Below are 18,944 nucleotides of genomic sequence, written 5' to 3'. Positions count from 1 at the left end.
CGAAAGCGGGGGAGATCAGGGCCTTATGCGCATCGGACTGTATCCGGGCACCTTTGATCCGGTGACCAACGGGCACATGGACATCATCGGCCGGGCCGTGAAACTGGTGGACCGGCTGGTCATCGGCGTGGCCCAGAACGACGACAAGGGGCCGCTGTTCACCACGGCGGAGCGGGTCGAACTTCTGCGCGCCGAGGTGGCGCCCCTCAATGCCGACATTGTGGTCGAACCGTTCTCGACCCTGCTGATGCACTACGCCGAGAGCCTGAACGCCAGCGTCATCGTGCGAGGACTTCGGGCCGTGGCCGACTTCGAATACGAGTTCCAGATGACGGCCATGAACCAGCGCCTGAACGCCGACATCGAGACCGTCTTCCTGATGGCGGATCCGCGCCACCAGGCCATCGCCTCCCGCCTCGTCAAGGAGATCGCCCGTCTGGACGGCGCGATCGAGAGTTTCGTCAGTCCCCGGGTCGCCGAGCGCGTCCGGGCCAAGGTTATGCAAGCATGAAATCATTGACCGGCCTGCTGGCCGCCTTCGCCCTGATGGCCGCCGCCCCTTCCGCCTCCGCACAGGACGCCGAGGTCTGGCGTGACGTGGCGCCCGAGAATCTGTGGGTCATCGACACCACCAAGGGACGGGTTCTGGTGGAACTGACGCCCGAGGTGGCCCCTCAGACGGTTGAACGCATCCAGACCCTGACCCGTCAGGGTTTTTACCAGAATCACGCCTTTCACCGGGTCATCCGCAACTTCATGGCTCAGACCGGCGACCCCACGGGAACGGGAGCAAGCGGCAGCGATCTGCCGGGCGTGCCGGCGGAATTCAGTTTTCGGCGAGGCCGGGGATCAGGTTTCATCGAAACCCCGACCGCCAGCCAGGATCGGGCCATATTCGGTCTCTTCGGCGTGATGCCGGTGCGCACCCAGCCCGACGCGCAGATGTTCGTGACGGCGGACAACCGGGTGGACGCCATGGGCTATTTCTGCCCCGGCGTGGCCGGCATGGCGCGCGCAAACACCCCCGACAGCGGCAACAGCCAGTTCTTTTTCATGACCGCCTATCGGGCCAGCCTGAATGGCCAGTACGCCCCGTTCGGTCGGGTCCTGCAGGGCCTTGAGGTCGTCGAATCTCTCAAGGCCGGCCGCGACGATGAGGACGGCGCGGTCACCGATCCGGACCTCATGATCCGCGCCCGCCTCGCCGCCGATATGCCCGAGTCGGAACGGCCTCGCGCCCAGGTGCTGGATGTCCGCTCGCCGCGCATGGCCGAGATCGTCCAGGCCGCCGTGACGGAACGGGCCGATCGACTCAGCGTATGCGACGTGGTCCCGCCCGTTCGCATCGAAGGTTGAGAGAGGAAGCCGCCATGCGTCTGTCGATCCTCGCCGTCGCCGCCGCTCTGATGGCCACGCCAGTTCTGGCCCAGGAAATCGCGCCGACGCCGGAGTCTGAATGGCGCACTGTGGCGCCGGAGAACCTTCTGGTCATCGACACTACTCGTGGGCGCATCCTGGTCGAGATGGCTCCCCTCGCCGCACCGGGACACGTGGAGCGCATGCGGTTGCTGGCGCGAAACGGCTTTTATGACGGCCTTGTCTGGCACCGGGTGATCGACTGGTTCATGGCCCAGACGGGCGATCCGCTGGGCACCGGCGACGGCCAGAGCGCCTACCCGGACCTGACCGCCGAGCTGACCTTCCGCCGGGGGGCGGACATGCCCTTCACGCCCGTGGCCGACCCCATGGGCGCCCCGGTGGGATTTCTGGGATCGCTGCCCATCCAGACCCAGCCGGACGAGTTGATGGCGCGCACCGGCGACGGCATGGTCCACGCCTGGGGCGTCTATTGCCCCGGCGTGGCGGGCATGGCGCGGGGCGAGGCGCAGGACAGCGCCAACAGCCAGTTCTTCCTGATGCGGCAGGCCTACCCCTCGCTGGACAAACGCTACACCGCCTGGGGCCGGGTCATCTCGGGCCTGGATGTTGTGCGGTCCATCAAGACCGGCGAGGAACCGTCCGGCGCGGTGACTGCGCCCCAGGACGTGATGACCTCTGTTCGGGTGGCGGCTGACATCCCGGCTGACCAGCGCCCGGTCGCACGGGTTCTGAGCACGGCGTCACCCACCTTCACCGCCATGATCGAACAGGCTCGCGCCGCACGCGGAGCTGATTTCTCCATCTGCGATCTGGAACCGCCGGTGGATGTGACCGGGCCCGCCCTCTAGACCTTGGCGCCGGGGGCCACCCCGGCGCGCAGGCCCCGCTCGGCCAAGGCCACGATGGCGACCCCGATCAGGGTGAAGGCGGCGCCCGTCAGAATCTGGGGTGTCAGCACATCACCCATGAATCCCCATCCCACCAGGATGGACACCACGGGCGTCAGCAGAAGATAGGGCGTCACCCGTCCGGTCTCACGACGTTGCACCAGCCAGAAGGCCAGGCCCGTGGCGATCACCGTGGAGATAAAGGCGCCGAAGGCCACAGCGCCCCACGCCAGGGGCGGAGCGTCCTGCATGGCGGCGATCTGGCCGTTTTCGAACGTCAGCGAACCCAGCAGCAGGACCGGAAAGGCGGTCATCGCCAGCAAGCCCTGCATTTTCATAGGGGACACGGCCTTGGTCCGGCGCGCGATCACCGTGGTCAGGGCCCAGGCCACGCTGGCGCCAACCCCGATCATGATGGCGGGCAAATCAAGGAAAGCATGGGCGTCCAGCACCATCCAGGCGATGCCGAAGAAGGCGATCAGCATGCCCAGTACCGCCGACACGGTGATCCGCTCTCCCAGCAGCAGGAAGGCGAACAGCGCCGTCATGGGAATCCACAACTGCAGACTCACCGAAAGCGGGCTGACGTCGTTGGCCATGGAAAAGCCCAGGTAGATCAGAGCGAAGTGGATCGGACCGCCCAGCAGTACGAGCAGAACCAGGCTCTTCCAGTTCGGAAACGGCGGCCGCACGAACCAGGCCAGACACACCGCCGCCAGGCCGAAACGCAACGCCCCGGTCAGAAGGGGCGGCAGGCTCTCGGTGGCCACTTTCGCCGCCGCGTTGTTCACGCCCCAGATCACCACGATCGCCGCGATGGCGGCGATCTCGGCGACGGTCATGGAGGAACGGGAGTCGGTCACACCCGCTCATGCCACGGGCACGCACCACGCGCGCCTCAAAAATCATGACCATATTTTAGGGCGCTTTGCGGCCGAGCGCGCTAACGCTCACGATGCGGTCGCTCGCTTCTTGAGCGCGGGCGCTGCGTTCATCCTTCTCCCGCTGGGAGAAAGGGGGACCGCGACCCGAACATAGCGCCCTCAAAATGCGCTCAAGCAGCGCGGCTCCGCGAGCCGCGCGTTAGCGCCCTCAAAAAGGAATATCGTCGTTGAGGTCGTAGCTTTCCTTGGGACCGGACGGCTTGTTGGCCCCGCCGGACGAGAAGCCCGAGGAATAGCCGTCGTCGTCGCGCGGACCCGATCCGCCGCCCTCGCCGCGGCCGCCCAGCATGGTCAGCTCGCCGCGGAACTTCTGCAGCACCACCTCGGTGGAGTACTTCTCCACGCCCTGCTGATCGGTCCATTTCCGGGTCTGGAGCGATCCCTCGATATAGATGGTCGAGCCCTTCTTCAGATAGTTCTCGGCCACCCGCACCAGGTTCTCGTTGAAGATCACCACCCGGTGCCACTCGGTCTTTTCCTTGCGCTCGCCGGATGCCTTGTCACGCCACTGCTCGGAGGTGGCCAGCGACAGGTTGGCGACCTTCTCGCCCGAGTTCAGGGTGCGGATTTCGGGATCTCGTCCCAGGTTGCCCACCAGAATGACCTTGTTGACGCTGCCCGCCATTGTTTCTTCCTTGTTCCGTAAGGCGGTCCTGACCCGGCGACGACGCCGGACGGACAACCATGTTCACATATTGTTCACGCCTGAGGCGTGGCGTCAATCCGCGGCTTCCGGGGCCGGTTCACGCTGAATCACGCCCGGGATCGCCAGTCGCCCGTCGCCGGTGCGGGCCAGGGCGAAGAACCGGCCGCCCTCCAGCGTCTGGCCGAAATAGACGCCCTCGCGCTGGATGAAGATGAACTGCCCCTGATAGGCGCCCATGACCTCGCTGGTCGATCCGCCCAGACGCAGGAAGTTCAGGCGCATTTCCTCCAGCCGCGCGGCGCAGAACTCGATGGATTCCACGTCCTCGGCCAGCACGTTGAAGCGAACCTCCTCGCCGTCCTGAACCACGTGGTGGCAGACACCCGGCTCCGTCGGCGCGCGCGTGCTGCTGGAGCAGGCGGCTGCGGCCAGGGCCAATACAGAGGCGGCGATCAACGAAATCCGATTCATCAGCGCAGCCCCGGGAACTGACAGTTGCGGTCCTGCTCCGCCAGGGTGCGGAAGCGGCTGTTGTCCTGCGACTGCTCCACCCGGCGCGGCACCAGCCTCAGGGTGGTGTCGCCCCAGCGGCCGTACTGGGCGTCACCGGGCCGCACGCAGGTTCCGGCGAACAGCGCCTGGACGCAGGCGCCCTGGCTCATGCCGCTCGACAGCTGGCGCCATTCGCCGCCCACGTGACGCAGACACGCGGCGCCTGCCTGAACGGGTTGCGGCGCGGGCTGCGTCGGCGTCACCGACGGCGGGTTGATGGGATCGGCCTCGGTCAGCTCCAGCGGCGGCTCTTCCGGCGGCGGCGCGAACACGGCGGTCGGCGCAGCGGCCAGTGCCCCGGTCTCGTCCAGACCCACATCCAGTCCCTCGGTAGCCACGCCGTTCTGACGGGCGCAATCGGCCAGGGTGGCCATACCCACGAACTGGCCGTCGACGAAGCAACGCAGCTCGCGGGTCGGCTCCAGATCCGGCGCCTCAGTCACGTCCAGTTGCAGGCCCGCGCGCTCTTCGGGTTCCGGCGCCGGCTCATCGCCGCCTCGTCCCATGAACACCAGCGCGATGACCACGGCGGCCACCACGGCCAGCACAGCGCCCAGCGCCAGAATGATGCGGTTGTCGTTGGGAAACGCCATGAACCTCTCGCGGAAATCTTTCCGCAATAACCCCCGGCGCGGGCGCGCCGTCAACCGCCAAGCGAAGTCTGGCGCGGGTTTTCCCCTATCCGCCGGTCAGGCGGGACAGGGCGGCCTGATAGTTGGCGATGCGTTCGGTCATATAGGCGGGCGCCCGCCCCACCGCCTGGGTCAGTGGGTCCTCCGGCTTCAGGTCGCGATAGGCGTCACGGACCACCTTCATGGCCGCCAGGATCGCCTCACCAGCCCGCTTGGCCGCATCGGGCGTGGCCAGGTGCAGGGTGTTGGGCAGTTCCACGCCATAGGTGGTGCGCGCATCGTCTCCCGACGTCGGTCCGATGAAGCCGGGGCTGAGGCCCAGCCCGGCAAGAGCGTCGCGCCCAGCCTCGCCCGACTTCAGAATCGCGCCCTCGCGGCCGCTGCGCGCGCTGATTGACAGGCGCTGGACGCCGCCCATGGTCAGGGTGGTCTCGCCGTCCTTGCCGGTGACTTCGCCGCCCTCGGAGGCGACCGTCACCCTCAACTGCATGTTGGAAGCCTGCTCGATCTTGCGGGCCAGGGACTGCAAGGTGTCGCGCGACTCGATGGTCACCGTGCGCGATCGCCCATTGGCGTCCACCACCTCGAAGCGATCGCCCGCACGCACCGAGGTGGCGGCGGTCAGCAGCTTGGAGTCGCCTTGGGCGATGACGCCGGTGGGCAGGCCCAGCCGGTCCAGCACGCTGGCCCCGCCCGAGGCGACCGCCAGGGTCGCCGGAACCGCCTGGTCGTCCACGCCCTGCCAGGATCGAGACCATTCCACAGCGCCGGTTTCGGGGTCCAGACGGGCGGCGTATCCCTCTCTGGGATCATCCTCCAACCCGCCCAGCGGCCGGTCGTGCAGCCCCGTCAGCCAGACCTTGCCGTCCACCACCTTCACGTCCGCCGCCGTGTCGTCGCCCGCCCCGCCATGGAAGGTGAGGCGGTCGTTTCCGTCCGCGGCCAGGCTGGAATCCAGCGACAGCACGAAGGCGTCCTTGCCCCCCGCGTGGGCCGTGTTCACGGTCGCTCCAGCGGCCAGGTCGGAATTATGAGTGGTCCCGGAGACGATCACCCGCCCGTCCGAGACCGAAATTCCGGCGATCTCGCCGCCCATCAGGCCCAGGTCCCGGGTCGCGGCCAGGGTCGGTGCGCCCGTGGGATTCAGGGTGTAGCGCCTCAGAACGCCACGCCCGTTCTCCACCCCGGCCACATAGACGTCGGCGCCCTCGACCGTCACACCCGCGACAGAGTCGTCGCCGCCCGTGCCGAACTGCGTCGTGAATTTCGACGCCGCCGTGACCGGCGCGGTCGGATAGGCCTGGGTCTGGCTGAAGGCCTGCAAATAGCCGTCCCAGCCGCCGACCGCCGAGGCGCCGGTCATGGCCGACTTGGCCCGCCCGGCCACATAGACCGTGCCGTCGTCGCCGAAGGTCACGGCCGTGGCTTCGTCGGCGGCGGACGCGCCGCGCCGCTGCGTCCACTGCTCCTCGCCGTCCAGATCATAGACCGTGACGAAGCTGTCCGAGACGGCGCGATTGGCGCCCACATCTCCGTTGACCAGGGCGCCGGTCACCGATCCCGCCACCGCGACCCGTCCGTCATCGGATATGGCCAAGGCATAGCCCGACGCCTCGCTGGCGGCGCCCAGCGCGCGCGCGAACACCAGCCGGCCTGCGGAATCGAACTTCATCAGGGCGACGTCGCTGGTTCCCTTGATGGGCTGATTGGCGCCGCCCTCGCTGAGGTCCGCCACCATCCAGACATTGCCTTCGGCATCCGTCTCCGTAGCGCGAACGGCGCTGACGCCTTCGGGCAGGCCGTCCTGCGACAGGCGTCCATCCACCCAGTGGGTCTCGCCGATCCCGGCCGCCGCGCCAATGCCCGCGCCGTCGGTGAATTTCAGCATTTGGTTGCCGGCGCCCGATCCTTGGGTCACGTAGACCGCGTCGGCTGTTTCGGGTGCGGAAAACTCGACCGTCTCGACCGAAGACCCTCGCACCATCAGGGCCCAGCGCTCGGGGCCGTCTGGCAGCTTCACCGTCTTGTCGCCCACCTGGATGTTGCGTTCCTCGGTCGGAATCATCTCGCGACCAATGCGGGTCTGAACCCCGGCGTCCTCAAGCTTGCCGTTGATATGGCTGATGACGGCGCTGAGGGTGCGCGGCTGGGCGCCCATTTCGGCCAGGTCAATGTCGATGTCGACCGAGGTCTCCAGCTTTCCGACCGTCATGCGGAACCGCACATCGCCCTCAAAGGCGGCGACTGGATCGGAAAGCGACCCTTCATGGATCGGCCCGGTCAGGGACTTGGAGGTGTCGCGCGCAACGCCCGCGGTGCTCTTGGACAGGGCGCTGGAGGTGCCCTGAACCATGGAAAATTCGTCAAAGCCCGCTTGGGACAGCCAGCTGGAAACTTCCGACAGCCCCGACTGGAATCGCTTGTCAGCCAGCGAGACCTGCGTCGTGGACGCGCCGGGACTGCCGGCCTGATCGGCCAATGCCGCCAGCGACGCCAGCCCCTGATAGAGCGTGAACAGCTTGCCGTAGTCCGCCGACGCGCCGGGCACGTCCAGACGGGCCGCCGACTCGTTGATCAGACTGCGCCCGGCCAGCGCCGCACGCAGCAGATCGCTTTGCGGCGTCTGACGCGAATTGTCCCACGGGGGCGTCGGCTGGGCCTTGGGGCGCGGCGCCTGAACGCCGCCCAAGCCGCCCGCGCCCGTCGGGAAAACCGACTGGCCGAACAGTCCCAGAATGTAGCTGTTGTCGATCATGGACGCTCCGGCGGCCAGAATGCACGCAGCGCGGCAAACGAAGCTTTAAGCCTCGTCAGCGAATCGTCCTTAACCGCCGCGGAACAGCGACAGGATCACCTGCGGCGCCTGGTTGGCGATCGACAGGGCCTGGGTGCCCAGCTGCTGCTGGACCTGCAAGGCCGTCAATCGGGCGCTCTCCTTGGCCAGGTCCGCGTCCACCAGATTCCCGATACCGGATTCGACTGTGTCCATCAGGCGCGAGACGAAGCTGTTGTGCGATTCGATCTGCTTGGCCTGCGACCCCAGGGCGCCGAGCGCCGAGTTCACCTGCGAAATGGAATTGTTCAGGTCCGTCAGCGCATCGGCCGCGTCCGTCATGGTCAGCAGACTGGAACTGAGAGTCAGATCGATGATGCCGCCACCCAGGCTGAGGTCCCGCGTGCTCAGCGTCACAAAGGCGTCCGCTTCCGCATTGGCCAGGAAGCGCACGCCGTTGCTGAGCGAGCCGTCCAGCAGGTTCGCGCCGTCGAACTCGGCGTTCTGAACCGCCTGGCTGATGGACCTCAGAAGCGCCTGAAAGTCGTCGTTCAGCAGTTCGCGCGATTGCGTCTTGAGCGATTCATCGTTGGCCGCGACGACCTTTTCCTTGAGCTGGTTCAGCAGGTCCGAGATCGTCTCACCCGCCGACAGGGCCACGTCCGCCACCGAAGTGGCGCGGTCCAGGCTCATCTGCACCGCGTTCAGCGCACCCATGTCCGCCCGCTGCCCCTGGGCGATGGCCCAGACCGAGGCGTTGTCCTTGGCGCCTTGCACTTTCAGGCCGGTGTTCACCCGGCCCTGCACGGCTTCGAGCCGCTCATTCGTCCGGTTCAGGTTCTGAAGCGCGATCAGCGCCGATGTGTTTGTGTGAACGCTGCTGGTCATGGGTCTTCGTCCCCCGAGGTTTTCGAAGGGCAACCTATCGACCGAGTCGTATGCGTATGGTTAACGCGCGTAAACCACGATTGCCGCCTCGACCGGCGGTCGGGCGGTTTGGCTTCTCAGCGACGCGCGAGCTTCAGGCCCGTGTGTCGATCACCGCTCCTGCGGCGTAGCTGTTCTGGTCTCCGATTCTGGCCACCTCTTCTCTGGGCAGCTGGCGGATGACCTCTCCGGTCTCGCGGTCCAGGATCTTGTAGACGAACGCGCCTTTGGCGGCGCCTTCCTCGATCACCAGACGGTAACGCGCGAGGCGTTCGGCTTCCTGTGACGGCTTCGAGTCCCCGAAGTCGCCCGAACCGGACGACGCGCTGGCGGAAACCACCGGAAGCGAAACGCGACTTATCTTTGCATGTGCATCCATCCCTCATCTCGCCGACTGTCAGGCCGGCGCCTCCCGATTCACGGGAAGATGGAGGGAGCGCCCATGGGCGCTCCCTCCCCGTTCCTGGATTAGCGGAACAGTCCCAGCAGCATGGAGGTCGAGGAGTTGGCGATCGAAAGCGCCTGCACACCCAGCTGTTGCTTGGTCTGCAGAGCGGTCAGTCGCGCGCTCTCCTTGGCCAGGTCGGCGTCGACCAGGTTGCCGATACCGGCTTCCAGGCTGTCCTGCAGCTTGCCCACGAAGTTCAGGTGGGTGCCCAGGGCCTTGGAGCTGGTGCCCATCTTGGCCAGGGCGGCCGAGACGTTGGCGATCGAGGCGTCGACCAGGGCCAGCGAGTCGGACGCGTCCGTAACGGTGCCGATGCTGTCCGCGGCGCCCAGGGTCACGATCGAACCGCTGAGGCTCATGTCCTGGTTCTCGACGTCGATGGTCGAGGTGCCGTCGGCCGAGGCCAGGGCCTTGTAGCCGTTGGACAGGGAGTCATCCAGCAGGTTGGCGCCGTTGAACGAGGCGTTCTCGATCACCGAGGTGATCTGGTCGCGGATGGAGTCGAAGTCCTCGGCCAAGGCTTCACGCGAGGCGCTGGTCAGGGTTTCGTCGGTCGCGGCCAGGGCCTTCTCCTTCATCTGCAGCAGCAGATCGGAGATGGATTCGCCGGCGGCCATGGCCACGTCCACGGTCGACTGACCGCGTTGCAGGCTTTCCTTGACGGTGTTCAGGGCGCCCATTTCGGCGCGCTGGTTCTGGGCGATGGCCCAGATGGCTCCATTGTCCTTGGCTGAATTGATCTTCTTACCGGTGTTGATCCGGTTTTGGACCGTGTTCAGCTCGGAGTTGGTTTGCGAGAGGTTCTGCAGGGCGACCATAGCGCCCACGTTGGTGTTCACGCTGTTCAGCATGACGCGTCCTTTTCTTTCAAGGTGTCCGGCGTCATTTTGACGGCCGGGAGCATTTTGCTCGGGTCCCTCGAAGCAAGGGGCGGGCCAGTTCAAGCAGGAACGGTGTAACCCCAAGCCACTGAAATCACGGCGTTATAGTATCATTCACCAAGACTGGGGGCCGGCAGAATGTGCCGTCGGGCTGCTTTTCCCTGCAAATATTGCCGGGGCCTCGGCATTTTTTGCCGCCTGCTAGACTATCGCTGCGCGGCTCCCCGGGCTGTGGCCGCCTCAACAGCCAGCCGCCGCGCAAGGTCGCATTCAACCAGTTGGCGGCCTCGCGTCATGTAGGCCGCTTCCAGATCAGCCCAAGTCGGCTTTCCCGGCAGCATCGCGATCGGACATGGATGTGTCGCCATCTCCGGCAGCGGCGGCCGCTGACGCGGCGCAGGCGCCGGGCGCCAGCTCGCACAGCTTGTGGTCATGAGCGCGCAGGCGATCAGCGCGATCGGGATCGAGAGGTGTGGTCGCATCGGACGCGCTCCGGGCTTGATGGATGACGGGATCGGTCAGGTCTCGCAGCGCGATCACCTGCCGGTGGACGGTCTCGACGCGCCGCGCCTGTTCGGTCAGGTCCTCGATATGCCCGGCCTGGGCGGCGACCTCTGCGGCCAGCTGGTCACGCTGGACGACCACTTGCTCCAGCCGCCGTTCGTCGGACCAGGGCAGCCAGGACCAAAGTCGGTCCCACTGATGAGCCGCCGCGGCGACCGCCGCCAGGCCCGCCAGCGCGACCAGGGCGCCCCCTGCCCAGCCCGGGACAATGGCGCGCGGCGGAAACATCTGGATCACGGCGTCACCTCCAGAAGCCGGGCTCCGCTTTTGCTGATCATCTCGCGGTAAAAGCGCGGCAGCACGATGCAGCCGGACGAGGCGTCGCCCGCCGCGTTGTCCCCGTGGATCTGGAAGGCGCTGCGCCCGTGGGCGTCATGATCGACGGGCGTCAGGTCCATGACGTGCGGGCCGGTCCGGATGCTCGTGCGCGGCGGTCCGATGCGCCAGCGGCCGGCCGGTATCGGCCCGACGGCGCGCACCGCTTCCATGGCGGGATTGTTTCGTCCCTTACCACGCCCGGAATACCCCCGGGCGGTCCGTTGACCGTGTAGATACAGCACACCTTCAGACTGGTCCCACGACCATCCCTTCGGCCGCAGGGCCTTCGCATCGGGATGACAGCGACTGTATCCTTCGATCAGCGCGTCGAACGCAGCCTGTGACAGCGGCCCCCAGATTCCGTCCAGATCCCCGGAATAAAGGCCCAGCCGCATCAACGTCAGCTGCAGCGCATTCGCATCGGGCGTCCTCATGTCCGCCCCCGCCAGGCGGCCAGCCCCGACACGATGGCCTGGGCCGACGGCGCCACGATGTAGAGCGTCTCGCGCCAGGCGTCGCGCACGATCAGCGCCACGGCCACCCACATGATCTCCCGCGGCGCCTCCAGCCGCCACACCAGCACTCCCAGCAGCGCCAGCCCCGCCACCGTCGCGGCGTAGGTATAGACGCGGCGGAACCGCCAATCCCCCTCCGGGCGCGGATCCCGCTCCATCAGACCACCCCCGTTTCGCTGAGCCAGCTCGCCAGCGCCGCATGCAGCGCCGCCACCTGCCCCGCATCCATGTCCTTGCCCAGCCAGGCGGCCGCAACGGTTCCGCTGTGGTAATTGCCCAGACGGCGGAGCAGGCCGATGGAGCCGCCCGCATATCCCGTAAAAGGGCTGGCGGGCGAGGCGAGCGGCACGCCGTCGTGATAGCCCGCCACGTGGGTCGCGCCCGTGCGGCTCACGCAGAAATGCCCCGTGACCGCAGGCGCGGCGCCGAACATCGCCAGGGTCGTTGTGCCAAGGCGCGCGCTGAAGTTGCCGGTCGAGGGGCTGATGGCCATGGACAGGGTCTCATCGCCGTCCGTCGGCCCCACGGGAAACTGGCTTGTTCCGGGGCTCGGATTGTCCGTCAGCCTGATTCCCGCCGCGACACCTGTTCCCCCATCGGCCAGCGCCGAAGCGCTCAGCCCCGTATCCAGCCAGGCGCCCGCGCCGTCGCCGGTAAAGCCATTCGCCGCGGCGAACGCAGGATCGTTCACCGGCGCCAGATCGAACACGCCGGGCGCCTTCAGGTTCAGCCGCGCCGCCTGCTCGTCATGGGCCGCCGTCAGATACAGCGCGCTCAGCCGCTCCCACAAGCCTGCGGCTTCAAGCGCCGCGATCAGATCGTCGATCAGGAACGCCCGCGTACGACCCGGCGACGCCTCGAACGCCGTCAGCACGTTTTGGGTCGCGGGCCTGAGCAATGCGTCCATAACCGGAAAGCCCAGCCGGCCGGAATGGCGGTCCACCCGCAGCGCCTCGCGCCAGGCGTCTCCGTCCGGCGACACCTTCAGCACCAGATCATCGTCGCCCACCAGGCCAAGCTCGGCTCGGCCAGACCAGCCCGACTGGAACAGCAGGGACAGCACATTGGCGCCGCTCTCCTTGTTCAGCACGAAGCGCAGGTCGCCGGCGCCGCCCTCCCCTTCGGTCCGAGCGGTCCACAGGGCGCTGTTCAGCTTGGCCGCGAAGGCGTTGGCCGCGTCCGACACCGTGCCGACGCCAAGCCCCTCCAGATCGTCCAGCCGAACCGGCGTCCCGACCACATCGGTCCAGCCCTCGTCGCCCCGGACGATCAGACACTGCTCATCCAGCACGAACACGCGCAGACCAGGCGGCGGCTCCATTGCCGTCCAGCCGCCCGCCTCGAACCGGGCCAGAGCGCCGGCCGCCATGCTCGCCCAGGCATCACCCGTCGCGTCCTCAGGCAGGATGTGGAGCGCGCCTGCGTCCGGCGTCTCCGGCTGTTCGCTGACCGTTCGGCTGACCACCGCGCACTGCACCAGCGCGTCCAGCCGCGTCAGGGCCTCGTTCAGGGTCACATGTTTCTGCATCTGCCCCGCCTGCAGATAGGGCAGGTCCAGCCTCGCACTGGACTGGGATTCGGCTGGGATCACGCTCGCGCCTCCTTGATGGATCGTGAGCGTCAGTCTGGAGGCTCCCGGAACCAGGGGGACGAAATGGCCGCCTGGCGAGCGCCGAACCCATGCGGGTCAATGAAGTGACCTCAAAAATGCGGGATTATCACGGACTGTTTCAGCCCGGCTTGACGGGGCGGGCGCCCCCGGCCCATCACTCGCGCCGTGAAAAGCCTCAGCCAAGATTTCCCCGCCCCGTCCCTCGCCGACTGGCGCGCCCTCGCCGAGAAGGGCCTGAAGGGCGCGCCGTTCGAGACCCTGATCGGCCGCACCGCCGACGGCCTGGCGATCCAGCCGCTTTACGCCGCCGACCCGGACCGCGCGGTCCTGCGCGCTCGCCCCGGCCTGTCCGGCGACCGCGACCGCCCGTGGGATCTGCGGACTTTCATCGACCACCCGGAGCCCGCCCGCGCCAACGCCCTGGCCCATGACGCCCTGACCAATGGCGCGGCCTCCCTGCTCCTGCGCCTCGATCCGTCCGGCGAGACCGGCGTGGCCGTGGGGTCTCAGGATGATCTGGCCCGCGCGCTGGACGGCGTCCTGCTTGACCTCGCCCCCGTGGCGCTGGACGCGAGCTTCATGGGCGCCGAGGCCGCAAACTGGCTGGCGGTGCTGGCCAAGGGCGCGCCCGAGGCCCCCCTCGCCTTCCATCTGGACCCGCTGTCCGCCTTCGCCCGTGAAGGCCGCAGCCATGGCCCCGTCGCCGCCCACGTCAACGCCGCCGCCCAGGCCGGCGCACGCCACGCCGGGGCCTATCCCCGCGCCACCCTGTTCCTCGCCTCGGGCCGCTTCGTGCACGAGGCCGGCGGGACGGAGGCCCAGGAGCTGGGCGTCGTGGCCGCCGCCGTGGTCGCCTATCTGCGCGCGCTGGAGGCCGCCGGCGTCGCCCCCGCCGAGGGGCTGAAGCGCATCGTCCTGGGCCTGTCCGCCGACGCCCGCTATCCGGTGCAGATCGCCAAGCTGCGCGCCGCTCGCGCCATCTGGGCCCGCATCGCCGAAGCCTGCGGTTCAGACACCCCCGCCGTGATCGAGGTCCGCTCCTCCGCCCGCATGCTGGCCGACCGGGGCGTGCACAACAATCTGCTGCGCCTGACCGCCGCCGCCTTCGCCGGAGCCGTGGGCGGCGCCCAGGCCGTGGTGCTCGATCCCTTCACCGCCCCGCTGGGCGGCGACAATCCGCTGGCCCGCCGTCAGGCCCGCAACACCCAGCTGATCCTGATGGAGGAGAGCCATCTGGGCCGCGTGGCCGACCCGGCCGGCGGCGCCTTCTTCTTCGAACAGCTGACCGACGATCTGGCCCGCGAAGGCTGGGCCCGCTTCCAGGCCGTCGAGGCCGAAGGGGGTCTGGCCGCCGCGCTCCTCTCAGGCTCCCTGTCCGACGACGTGGCCGGGGCCCGAGAAGCCCTGATCGCCTCGGCCCGCGACGGCTCCGCCCCGATCCTTGGGGTCAGCCTCTATCCCGCCGACGAGGATCCCGTGACCATCGACCCGCGCCCGGCCCATGCGGTCCCCGCGCCCGACGTTCGCCAAGGCGGCGAGGACGACGCCTGCACGCCCATCGCCCCCATCCGCATGTCCGACCACGTGGAGGCGGCCCAATGAGCCTGCCCGACTTCACCACCATCGATTTCGACCAGACCGGCTCGGCCGCCACCGCCCAAGGGGACGGATGGAGCACGCCCGAAAAGATCACCGTCAATCCGGCCTATGACGCGAGCGCCCTCGAAGGCCTCGATTTCGTCCAGGGCCTGCCGGGCGCCCCGCCCTATCTGCGCGGCCCCTACCCGTCCATGTACGCCACGAATCCGTGGACCATCCGCCAGTACGCGGGCTTCTCCACGGCCGAGGCGTCCAACGCCTTCTATCGCCGCAATCTGGCGGCCGGTCAGAAGGGCCTCAGCATCGCCTTCGATCTGGCCACCCACCGGGGCTATGATTCCGACCATCCACGCGTGGCGGGCGACGTGGGCATGGCCGGGGTGGCCATCGACTCCATCCTGGACATGCAGACCCTGTTCGACGGCATCCCGCTGGATCAGATGTCCGTGTCCATGACCATGAACGGCGCCGTCCTGCCCATCATGGCCCTCTACATCATCGCCGCCGAGGAACAGGGCGTCAGCCGCGAGAAGCTGACCGGGACCATCCAGAACGACATCCTCAAGGAGTTCATGGTCCGCAACACCTACGTCTATCCGCCCGCCCCCTCCATGCGGATCATTTCGGATATCTTTTCATACACTTCGCGCGAAATGCCGAAGTTCAACTCCATCTCCATTTCCGGCTATCACATGCAGGAAGCCGGCGCGACGGCGGATCTGGAACTGGCCTACACCCTCGCCGACGGGGTCGAATACGCCCGCGCGGGCGTGGCGGCGGGCATGGATATCGACGCCTTCGCCCCGCGCCTCAGCTTCTTCTGGGCCATCGGCATGAACCACTTCATGGAGGTGGCCAAGATGCGCGCCGGGCGCCTGCTGTGGGCCTCGTTGATCCAGCGCGAGTTCGCGCCGAAGTCGCCCAAGTCCCTCGCCCTGCGCGCCCACTGCCAGACCTCGGGCTGGAGCCTCGCGGCCCAGGACGTGTTCAACAATGTGGCCCGTACGGCGGTGGAGGCCATGGCCGCCGCCCACGGCGGAACCCAGAGCCTGCACACCAACTCGCTGGACGAAGCCCTGGCCCTGCCCACCGATTTCTCGGCCCGCATCGCCCGCAACACCCAGATCTTCCTGCAGCGCGAAACCGGCATGACCGAAAGCGCCGACCTGTGGGGCGGTTCCTACTATGTGGAGCGCCTGACCCACGATCTGGCCGCCAGCGCCCTGGCCCACATCGAGGAAGTGGAAAAGCTGGGCGGCATGGCGAAAGCCATCGAGGCCGGCATCCCCAAGCTGCGCATCGAGGAAGCCGCTGCTCGCACCCAGGCCCGCATCGACACCGGCCAGCAGACCGTCGTCGGGGTGAACAAGTATCTCTCCGACCTGTCTGACGACATTCCGGTGCTGAAGGTGGACAACGCCGACGTGCGCGCCCGCCAGATCGACAAGCTGAAGCGCCTCCGCGCCGAGCGGGACGAGGCTGCCTGCCAGACTGCGCTCGACGCCCTCAAGACAGGCGCCGCCGGAAACGCCAATCTGCTGGCGCTGTGCGTGGACGCCGCCCGCGCCCGCGCCACAGTGGGCGAGATGTCCGACGCCATGGAGGCCGCCTTCGGCCGCCACGTGGCCGAGGTGAAGACCGTCAAGGGCGTCTACGCCGCCGAGGCCGGGGCAGACGCGAAACTGGCCCGCGCGCGCGGCATGGTCGCCGCCTTCGTGGAGAACGACGGCGGCCCGCCCCGCATTCTGGTGGCCAAGCTGGGCCAGGACGGCCACGATCGCGGTCAGAAGGTCATTGCTTCAGCGTATGGAGACATCGGCTTCGACGTGGACGCAGGCCCCCTGTTCCAGACCCCCGCCGAGGCCGCGAAACAGGCGGTCGACAACAATGTCCATGTGGTCGGCGCGTCATCGCTGGCGGCGGGCCATCTGACCTTGGTGCCAGAGCTGAAAGCCGAGCTCGAAAAGCTGGGCCGCCCCGACATCATGATCGTGGTCGGCGGCGTCATCCCGCCCGGCGACGTGCCCGCCCTCATCGAAAGCGGCGCCGCCGCCGTCTATCCCCCCGGCACGGTCATCGCCGAGTGCGCCGTCGACCTGCTGGACAAGCTGAACGAGCGGCTGGGGTATGCCCAGCCGCCCGCTCGTAAGGCCTGAAAACGCTGCCGCTTACTGCGGCATCACCACAGTGTCGATCACATGGACCACGCCGTTGGACGCATCCAGGTCGGTGGCGGTCACCGTCGCCGTGCCACCCGCAGCGTCGGTCAGAATGACGGAGTCGCCGCTCAGCGACGCGGTCAGTTCGGCGCCCTGAACGGTGGTCAGGACAGCGCTGCCGCCGCCGGCTTCGATGGCCGCCAGCACGTCGGCGGCTTTCAGCTCACCGGCCACCACATGATAGGTCAGAACAGCGGTCAGGGTCGCACGGTTGGCCGGCTGCACCAGGGTTTCCACGGTCCCGGCAGGCAGCTTGGCGAAAGCGTCATTGGTGGGCGCGAACACGGTGAAGGGACCTTCGCCCGAAAGCGTCTCGGCCAGGCCGGCGGCCTGCACAGCCGTCACAAGGGTGGTGTGGTCGGGCGAACCCACGGCCACATCGACGATGGTCTGGCTGGACTGCATCTGGCCGTGACCGCCGCCGTGATGGTCGAAAGCGACCGCAGGCGCGGCCATGCCGGCGGCGAGAACAGCAGCGACGGCGACCTTGGTGATGATATTCTTCATGGTTTCGTCTCCTGAGTGCGATCGACTTGCTGACGATCACAATCAGTTACGAAGAACTACACTGCCCAGATGCATCCACTCGTTCCAGACCGGCAATGATTATATCTATAATCATCATAATCTGATCTTGAGAAAGACGCGGGGAGACCGGCGGAAGGGCAGAGTGGGTCTCCCCGCGCATCGGCGGGCCGAAGATGGAGCAACGGAGACGAACCAGTCCCCGGCGCCGTCGACAAACAAAGCTACGACGGCGACCACATGCCGGATGCAGCGATCAGAGCTGGCTGATTTCGCCTTGCGCCACCACCGGACCGTCAGGCTGCGCCAACGGGGTATGGCCGGGTTCCTCCATGGACACCGCAACAGCCATGGCCTGACGCGCCATGTCGGCCATGGGGGCGTCCAGATTATGTGTGGCCGGCTCGGTCCCGTTGAAGGCGCCCACCAGTTGCAGCCCGCCATCCGGCATCCTCAGCCACAGGTGCGGCACACGCGGATCGCCTTCCATGACGTCCGTCGGCGCCAGGAACAGGTGCCCGGTCCCCGCGTCATAGGCCAGGGTGACGGCGGCCGCGCCGTCTTCCAGCGTCAGGGTCGCGATCCGCGTCACCCCGCCCTGGGGCGTCACGGGCTCGGGGGTCGGATCAGGCTGCAGAGCGAGCAAGGCCAGGGCCGCCACGCTGGCGGCCAGCAGGCCGGTGGATCCCAGAGCCCAGCGGCGCCAGAACACCAGCTTGCCGTTGTCATTGGCCGCCACGACCCCGAAGGTGCAGGCGGCGATACGGACCCACAGGGCCTCGGACGGGCGCACCGGCGCCACTTCGTCCGCCAACCGGGCCAGGTCCTCGTTCCAGCGCTCCACGCGCCGGGCGAACGCCGGGTCGGCGCGCTCACGGCCCCGCGCTGCGGCTTCCTCGGCCTGCGGCAGGACTCGCAGCGCCAGTTCCCCGGCCAGCACGTCGTCCGCGTCTTTGTCGATGGTGTCGGTCATGTCTCCAGGCACGCCCTCAGCTTGAGAAGCCCTCGCCTTATCCAGCTCTTCATGGTGCCCAGCGGCACGTCCTGGCGCTGGGACAATTCGTCATAGGTCACGCCCTCGAAAAAGGCGGTGCGGATGGCCCCGCCCACCTTCTCGTCCAGTTCCTCCAGGCACCCGTTGAGCCGCCGCGCCTCATCGGCCTGCTCAACCGAATCCGAGGCCAGCGGCGCGTCGTCCGCGACCTCGAAGGCGTCGTCCACGGGCCGGGTCTGAACCCGCGCCCCGGCCGAGCGCAGACGATCGATCGCGCGGTTGCGCGCGATGGTCACCAGCCAAGTGATGGGGCTGGCGCGGGTGGCGTCAAAGGTCTCGGCCCTGCGCCATACGGTCAGATACGTATCCTGCAAAACATCCTCGGCGAGCCCCCTGTCGCCCAAGATACGCAGGCATACGCCCAATAGTTTCGCCGAGGTGGCCTCGTACACCTTCTGGAACGCGGCGCGGTCGCCCTGCCCCGTCTTCCCCAGCTCGATGGCCAAGGCCTCGCGCGTCATCACCGCT

At 67.7% G+C, this 18,944-nt stretch carries 20 protein-coding genes; 5 read left to right on the top strand and 15 right to left on the bottom strand.

The annotated features are described in order from the left end of the window. Positions 1 to 25: 25 nt before the first annotated feature. The 3 genes from coaD to ACI8U3_RS08450 are packed head-to-tail and all read left to right on the top strand — an operon-like array spanning position 26 to position 2,228. Positions 26 to 511 (top strand): pantetheine-phosphate adenylyltransferase, encoded by a 486-nt coding sequence (coaD, locus tag ACI8U3_RS08460; RefSeq protein WP_415014428.1) that lies wholly within the window; start codon positions 26 to 28, stop codon positions 509 to 511. Then, positions 508 to 1,356 (top strand): peptidylprolyl isomerase, encoded by an 849-nt coding sequence (locus ACI8U3_RS08455; protein ID WP_415014427.1) that lies wholly within the window; start codon positions 508 to 510, stop codon positions 1,354 to 1,356. The genes coaD and ACI8U3_RS08455 overlap by 4 nt, the downstream gene beginning before the upstream one ends. A gap of 14 nt (positions 1,357 to 1,370) precedes the next feature. Then, on the top strand, positions 1,371 to 2,228 hold the full coding sequence (locus ACI8U3_RS08450; protein ID WP_415014426.1) for a peptidylprolyl isomerase: 858 nt from the start codon (positions 1,371 to 1,373) through the stop codon (positions 2,226 to 2,228). On the opposite strand, the gene ACI8U3_RS08445 is transcribed toward ACI8U3_RS08450, so the two are convergent. The 12 genes from ACI8U3_RS08445 to ACI8U3_RS08390 form a co-directional block, all read right to left on the bottom strand. After that, positions 2,225 to 3,130, bottom strand: coding sequence for a DMT family transporter (locus tag ACI8U3_RS08445; protein WP_415014425.1), 906 nt, complete (start codon positions 3,128 to 3,130; stop codon positions 2,225 to 2,227). The genes ACI8U3_RS08450 and ACI8U3_RS08445 overlap by 4 nt on opposite strands. A gap of 229 nt (positions 3,131 to 3,359) precedes the next feature. Next, positions 3,360 to 3,836 carry a single-stranded DNA-binding protein gene (ssb, locus tag ACI8U3_RS08440; RefSeq protein WP_415014424.1) on the bottom strand — a complete coding sequence of 159 codons (477 nt, stop codon included), beginning with the start codon at positions 3,834 to 3,836 and terminating at the stop codon, positions 3,360 to 3,362. Positions 3,837 to 3,929: 93 nt separating this feature from the next. Next, complete coding sequence (locus ACI8U3_RS08435; protein WP_415014423.1) at positions 3,930 to 4,328, bottom strand: hypothetical protein; 399 nt, start codon at positions 4,326 to 4,328, stop codon at positions 3,930 to 3,932. After that, positions 4,328 to 5,002: a hypothetical protein gene (locus tag ACI8U3_RS08430; protein WP_415014422.1), complete on the bottom strand. Its 675-nt coding sequence runs from the start codon at positions 5,000 to 5,002 to the stop codon at positions 4,328 to 4,330. Before ACI8U3_RS08430 ends, ACI8U3_RS08435 begins: the two co-directional genes overlap by 1 nt. An 85-nt stretch (positions 5,003 to 5,087) precedes the next feature. After that, the gene (locus ACI8U3_RS08425; RefSeq protein WP_415014421.1) at positions 5,088 to 7,796 is read right to left on the bottom strand and encodes a transcriptional regulator; all 2,709 of its coding nucleotides are present in this window, start codon (positions 7,794 to 7,796) and stop codon (positions 5,088 to 5,090) included. 69 nt (positions 7,797 to 7,865) lie between these two features. Next, positions 7,866 to 8,702 carry a flagellin gene (locus ACI8U3_RS08420; protein ID WP_415014420.1) on the bottom strand — a complete coding sequence of 279 codons (837 nt, stop codon included), beginning with the start codon at positions 8,700 to 8,702 and terminating at the stop codon, positions 7,866 to 7,868. Between the two features lie 133 nt (positions 8,703 to 8,835). Continuing rightward, the gene (locus tag ACI8U3_RS08415) at positions 8,836 to 9,081 is read right to left on the bottom strand and encodes a flagellar protein FlaG (protein ID WP_415014419.1); all 246 of its coding nucleotides are present in this window, start codon (positions 9,079 to 9,081) and stop codon (positions 8,836 to 8,838) included. A 128-nt stretch (positions 9,082 to 9,209) separates the two neighbouring features. Further along, entirely contained in the window at positions 9,210 to 10,040 is an 831-nt protein-coding gene (locus tag ACI8U3_RS08410) for a flagellin (protein WP_415014418.1), read from the bottom strand. 342 nt (positions 10,041 to 10,382) lie between these two features. After that, a complete protein-coding gene (locus ACI8U3_RS08405) occupies positions 10,383 to 10,871 on the bottom strand; it encodes a hypothetical protein (protein ID WP_415014417.1) in 489 nt (162 codons plus the stop codon). After that, positions 10,868 to 11,386 (bottom strand): tlde1 domain-containing protein, encoded by a 519-nt coding sequence (locus ACI8U3_RS08400; protein WP_415014416.1) that lies wholly within the window; start codon positions 11,384 to 11,386, stop codon positions 10,868 to 10,870. Before ACI8U3_RS08400 ends, ACI8U3_RS08405 begins: the two co-directional genes overlap by 4 nt. Then, positions 11,383 to 11,625 (bottom strand): hypothetical protein, encoded by a 243-nt coding sequence (locus tag ACI8U3_RS08395; RefSeq protein ID WP_415014415.1) that lies wholly within the window; start codon positions 11,623 to 11,625, stop codon positions 11,383 to 11,385. Before ACI8U3_RS08395 ends, ACI8U3_RS08400 begins: the two co-directional genes overlap by 4 nt. After that, complete coding sequence (locus ACI8U3_RS08390; RefSeq protein ID WP_415014414.1) at positions 11,625 to 13,058, bottom strand: DUF2793 domain-containing protein; 1,434 nt, start codon at positions 13,056 to 13,058, stop codon at positions 11,625 to 11,627. The genes ACI8U3_RS08395 and ACI8U3_RS08390 overlap by 1 nt, the downstream gene beginning before the upstream one ends. Before the next feature lie 186 nt (positions 13,059 to 13,244). Between ACI8U3_RS08390 and ACI8U3_RS08385 the strand changes: the two genes are divergently transcribed. Further along, the gene (locus ACI8U3_RS08385; protein ID WP_415014413.1) at positions 13,245 to 14,681 is read left to right on the top strand and encodes a methylmalonyl-CoA mutase family protein; all 1,437 of its coding nucleotides are present in this window, start codon (positions 13,245 to 13,247) and stop codon (positions 14,679 to 14,681) included. After that, positions 14,678 to 16,834 (top strand): methylmalonyl-CoA mutase, encoded by a 2,157-nt coding sequence (gene scpA / locus ACI8U3_RS08380; protein ID WP_415014412.1) that lies wholly within the window; start codon positions 14,678 to 14,680, stop codon positions 16,832 to 16,834. The genes ACI8U3_RS08385 and scpA overlap by 4 nt, the downstream gene beginning before the upstream one ends. Before the next feature lie 12 nt (positions 16,835 to 16,846). Here the strand turns inward: scpA and ACI8U3_RS08375 are convergent, their stop codons facing one another. The 3 genes from ACI8U3_RS08375 to ACI8U3_RS08365 all read right to left on the bottom strand — a co-directional run bounded on the left by ACI8U3_RS08375 (position 16,847) and on the right by ACI8U3_RS08365 (position 18,937). Next, positions 16,847 to 17,404 carry a fasciclin domain-containing protein gene (locus ACI8U3_RS08375; RefSeq protein WP_415014411.1) on the bottom strand — a complete coding sequence of 186 codons (558 nt, stop codon included), beginning with the start codon at positions 17,402 to 17,404 and terminating at the stop codon, positions 16,847 to 16,849. A gap of 274 nt (positions 17,405 to 17,678) precedes the next feature. Next, positions 17,679 to 18,395 (bottom strand): anti-sigma factor domain-containing protein, encoded by a 717-nt coding sequence (locus tag ACI8U3_RS08370; RefSeq protein WP_415014410.1) that lies wholly within the window; start codon positions 18,393 to 18,395, stop codon positions 17,679 to 17,681. Further along, positions 18,392 to 18,937: a sigma-70 family RNA polymerase sigma factor gene (locus ACI8U3_RS08365; protein WP_415014409.1), complete on the bottom strand. Its 546-nt coding sequence runs from the start codon at positions 18,935 to 18,937 to the stop codon at positions 18,392 to 18,394. Before ACI8U3_RS08365 ends, ACI8U3_RS08370 begins: the two co-directional genes overlap by 4 nt. Positions 18,938 to 18,944: the final 7 nt, after the last annotated feature.

The organism is Brevundimonas sp., from assembly GCF_047617075.1.
In the GTDB taxonomy this organism is placed as follows: Bacteria; Pseudomonadota; Alphaproteobacteria; order Caulobacterales; family Caulobacteraceae; genus Brevundimonas.
Note: the sequence above shows the minus strand (reverse complement) of the source record. Positions and strands in the feature narration are given on the sequence as shown.

Coding starts and splice junctions, on each gene's coding strand:
- coaD (WP_415014428.1), top strand. CDS start 26: ATGCGCATCGGACTGTATCCGGGCACCTTTGATCCGGTGACCAACGGG.
- ACI8U3_RS08455 (WP_415014427.1), top strand. CDS start 508: ATGAAATCATTGACCGGCCTGCTGGCCGCCTTCGCCCTGATGGCCGCC.
- ACI8U3_RS08450 (WP_415014426.1), top strand. CDS start 1,371: ATGCGTCTGTCGATCCTCGCCGTCGCCGCCGCTCTGATGGCCACGCCA.
- ssb (WP_415014424.1), bottom strand. CDS start 3,836: ATGGCGGGCAGCGTCAACAAGGTCATTCTGGTGGGCAACCTGGGACGA.
- ACI8U3_RS08435 (WP_415014423.1), bottom strand. CDS start 4,328: ATGAATCGGATTTCGTTGATCGCCGCCTCTGTATTGGCCCTGGCCGCA.
- ACI8U3_RS08430 (WP_415014422.1), bottom strand. CDS start 5,002: ATGGCGTTTCCCAACGACAACCGCATCATTCTGGCGCTGGGCGCTGTG.
- ACI8U3_RS08425 (WP_415014421.1), bottom strand. CDS start 7,796: ATGATCGACAACAGCTACATTCTGGGACTGTTCGGCCAGTCGGTTTTC.
- ACI8U3_RS08420 (WP_415014420.1), bottom strand. CDS start 8,702: ATGACCAGCAGCGTTCACACAAACACATCGGCGCTGATCGCGCTTCAG.
- ACI8U3_RS08410 (WP_415014418.1), bottom strand. CDS start 10,040: ATGCTGAACAGCGTGAACACCAACGTGGGCGCTATGGTCGCCCTGCAG.
- ACI8U3_RS08400 (WP_415014416.1), bottom strand. CDS start 11,386: ATGAGGACGCCCGATGCGAATGCGCTGCAGCTGACGTTGATGCGGCTG.
- ACI8U3_RS08395 (WP_415014415.1), bottom strand. CDS start 11,625: ATGGAGCGGGATCCGCGCCCGGAGGGGGATTGGCGGTTCCGCCGCGTC.
- scpA (WP_415014412.1), top strand. CDS start 14,678: ATGAGCCTGCCCGACTTCACCACCATCGATTTCGACCAGACCGGCTCG.
- ACI8U3_RS08375 (WP_415014411.1), bottom strand. CDS start 17,404: ATGAAGAATATCATCACCAAGGTCGCCGTCGCTGCTGTTCTCGCCGCC.
- ACI8U3_RS08370 (WP_415014410.1), bottom strand. CDS start 18,395: ATGACCGACACCATCGACAAAGACGCGGACGACGTGCTGGCCGGGGAA.
- ACI8U3_RS08365 (WP_415014409.1), bottom strand. CDS start 18,937: ATGACGCGCGAGGCCTTGGCCATCGAGCTGGGGAAGACGGGGCAGGGC.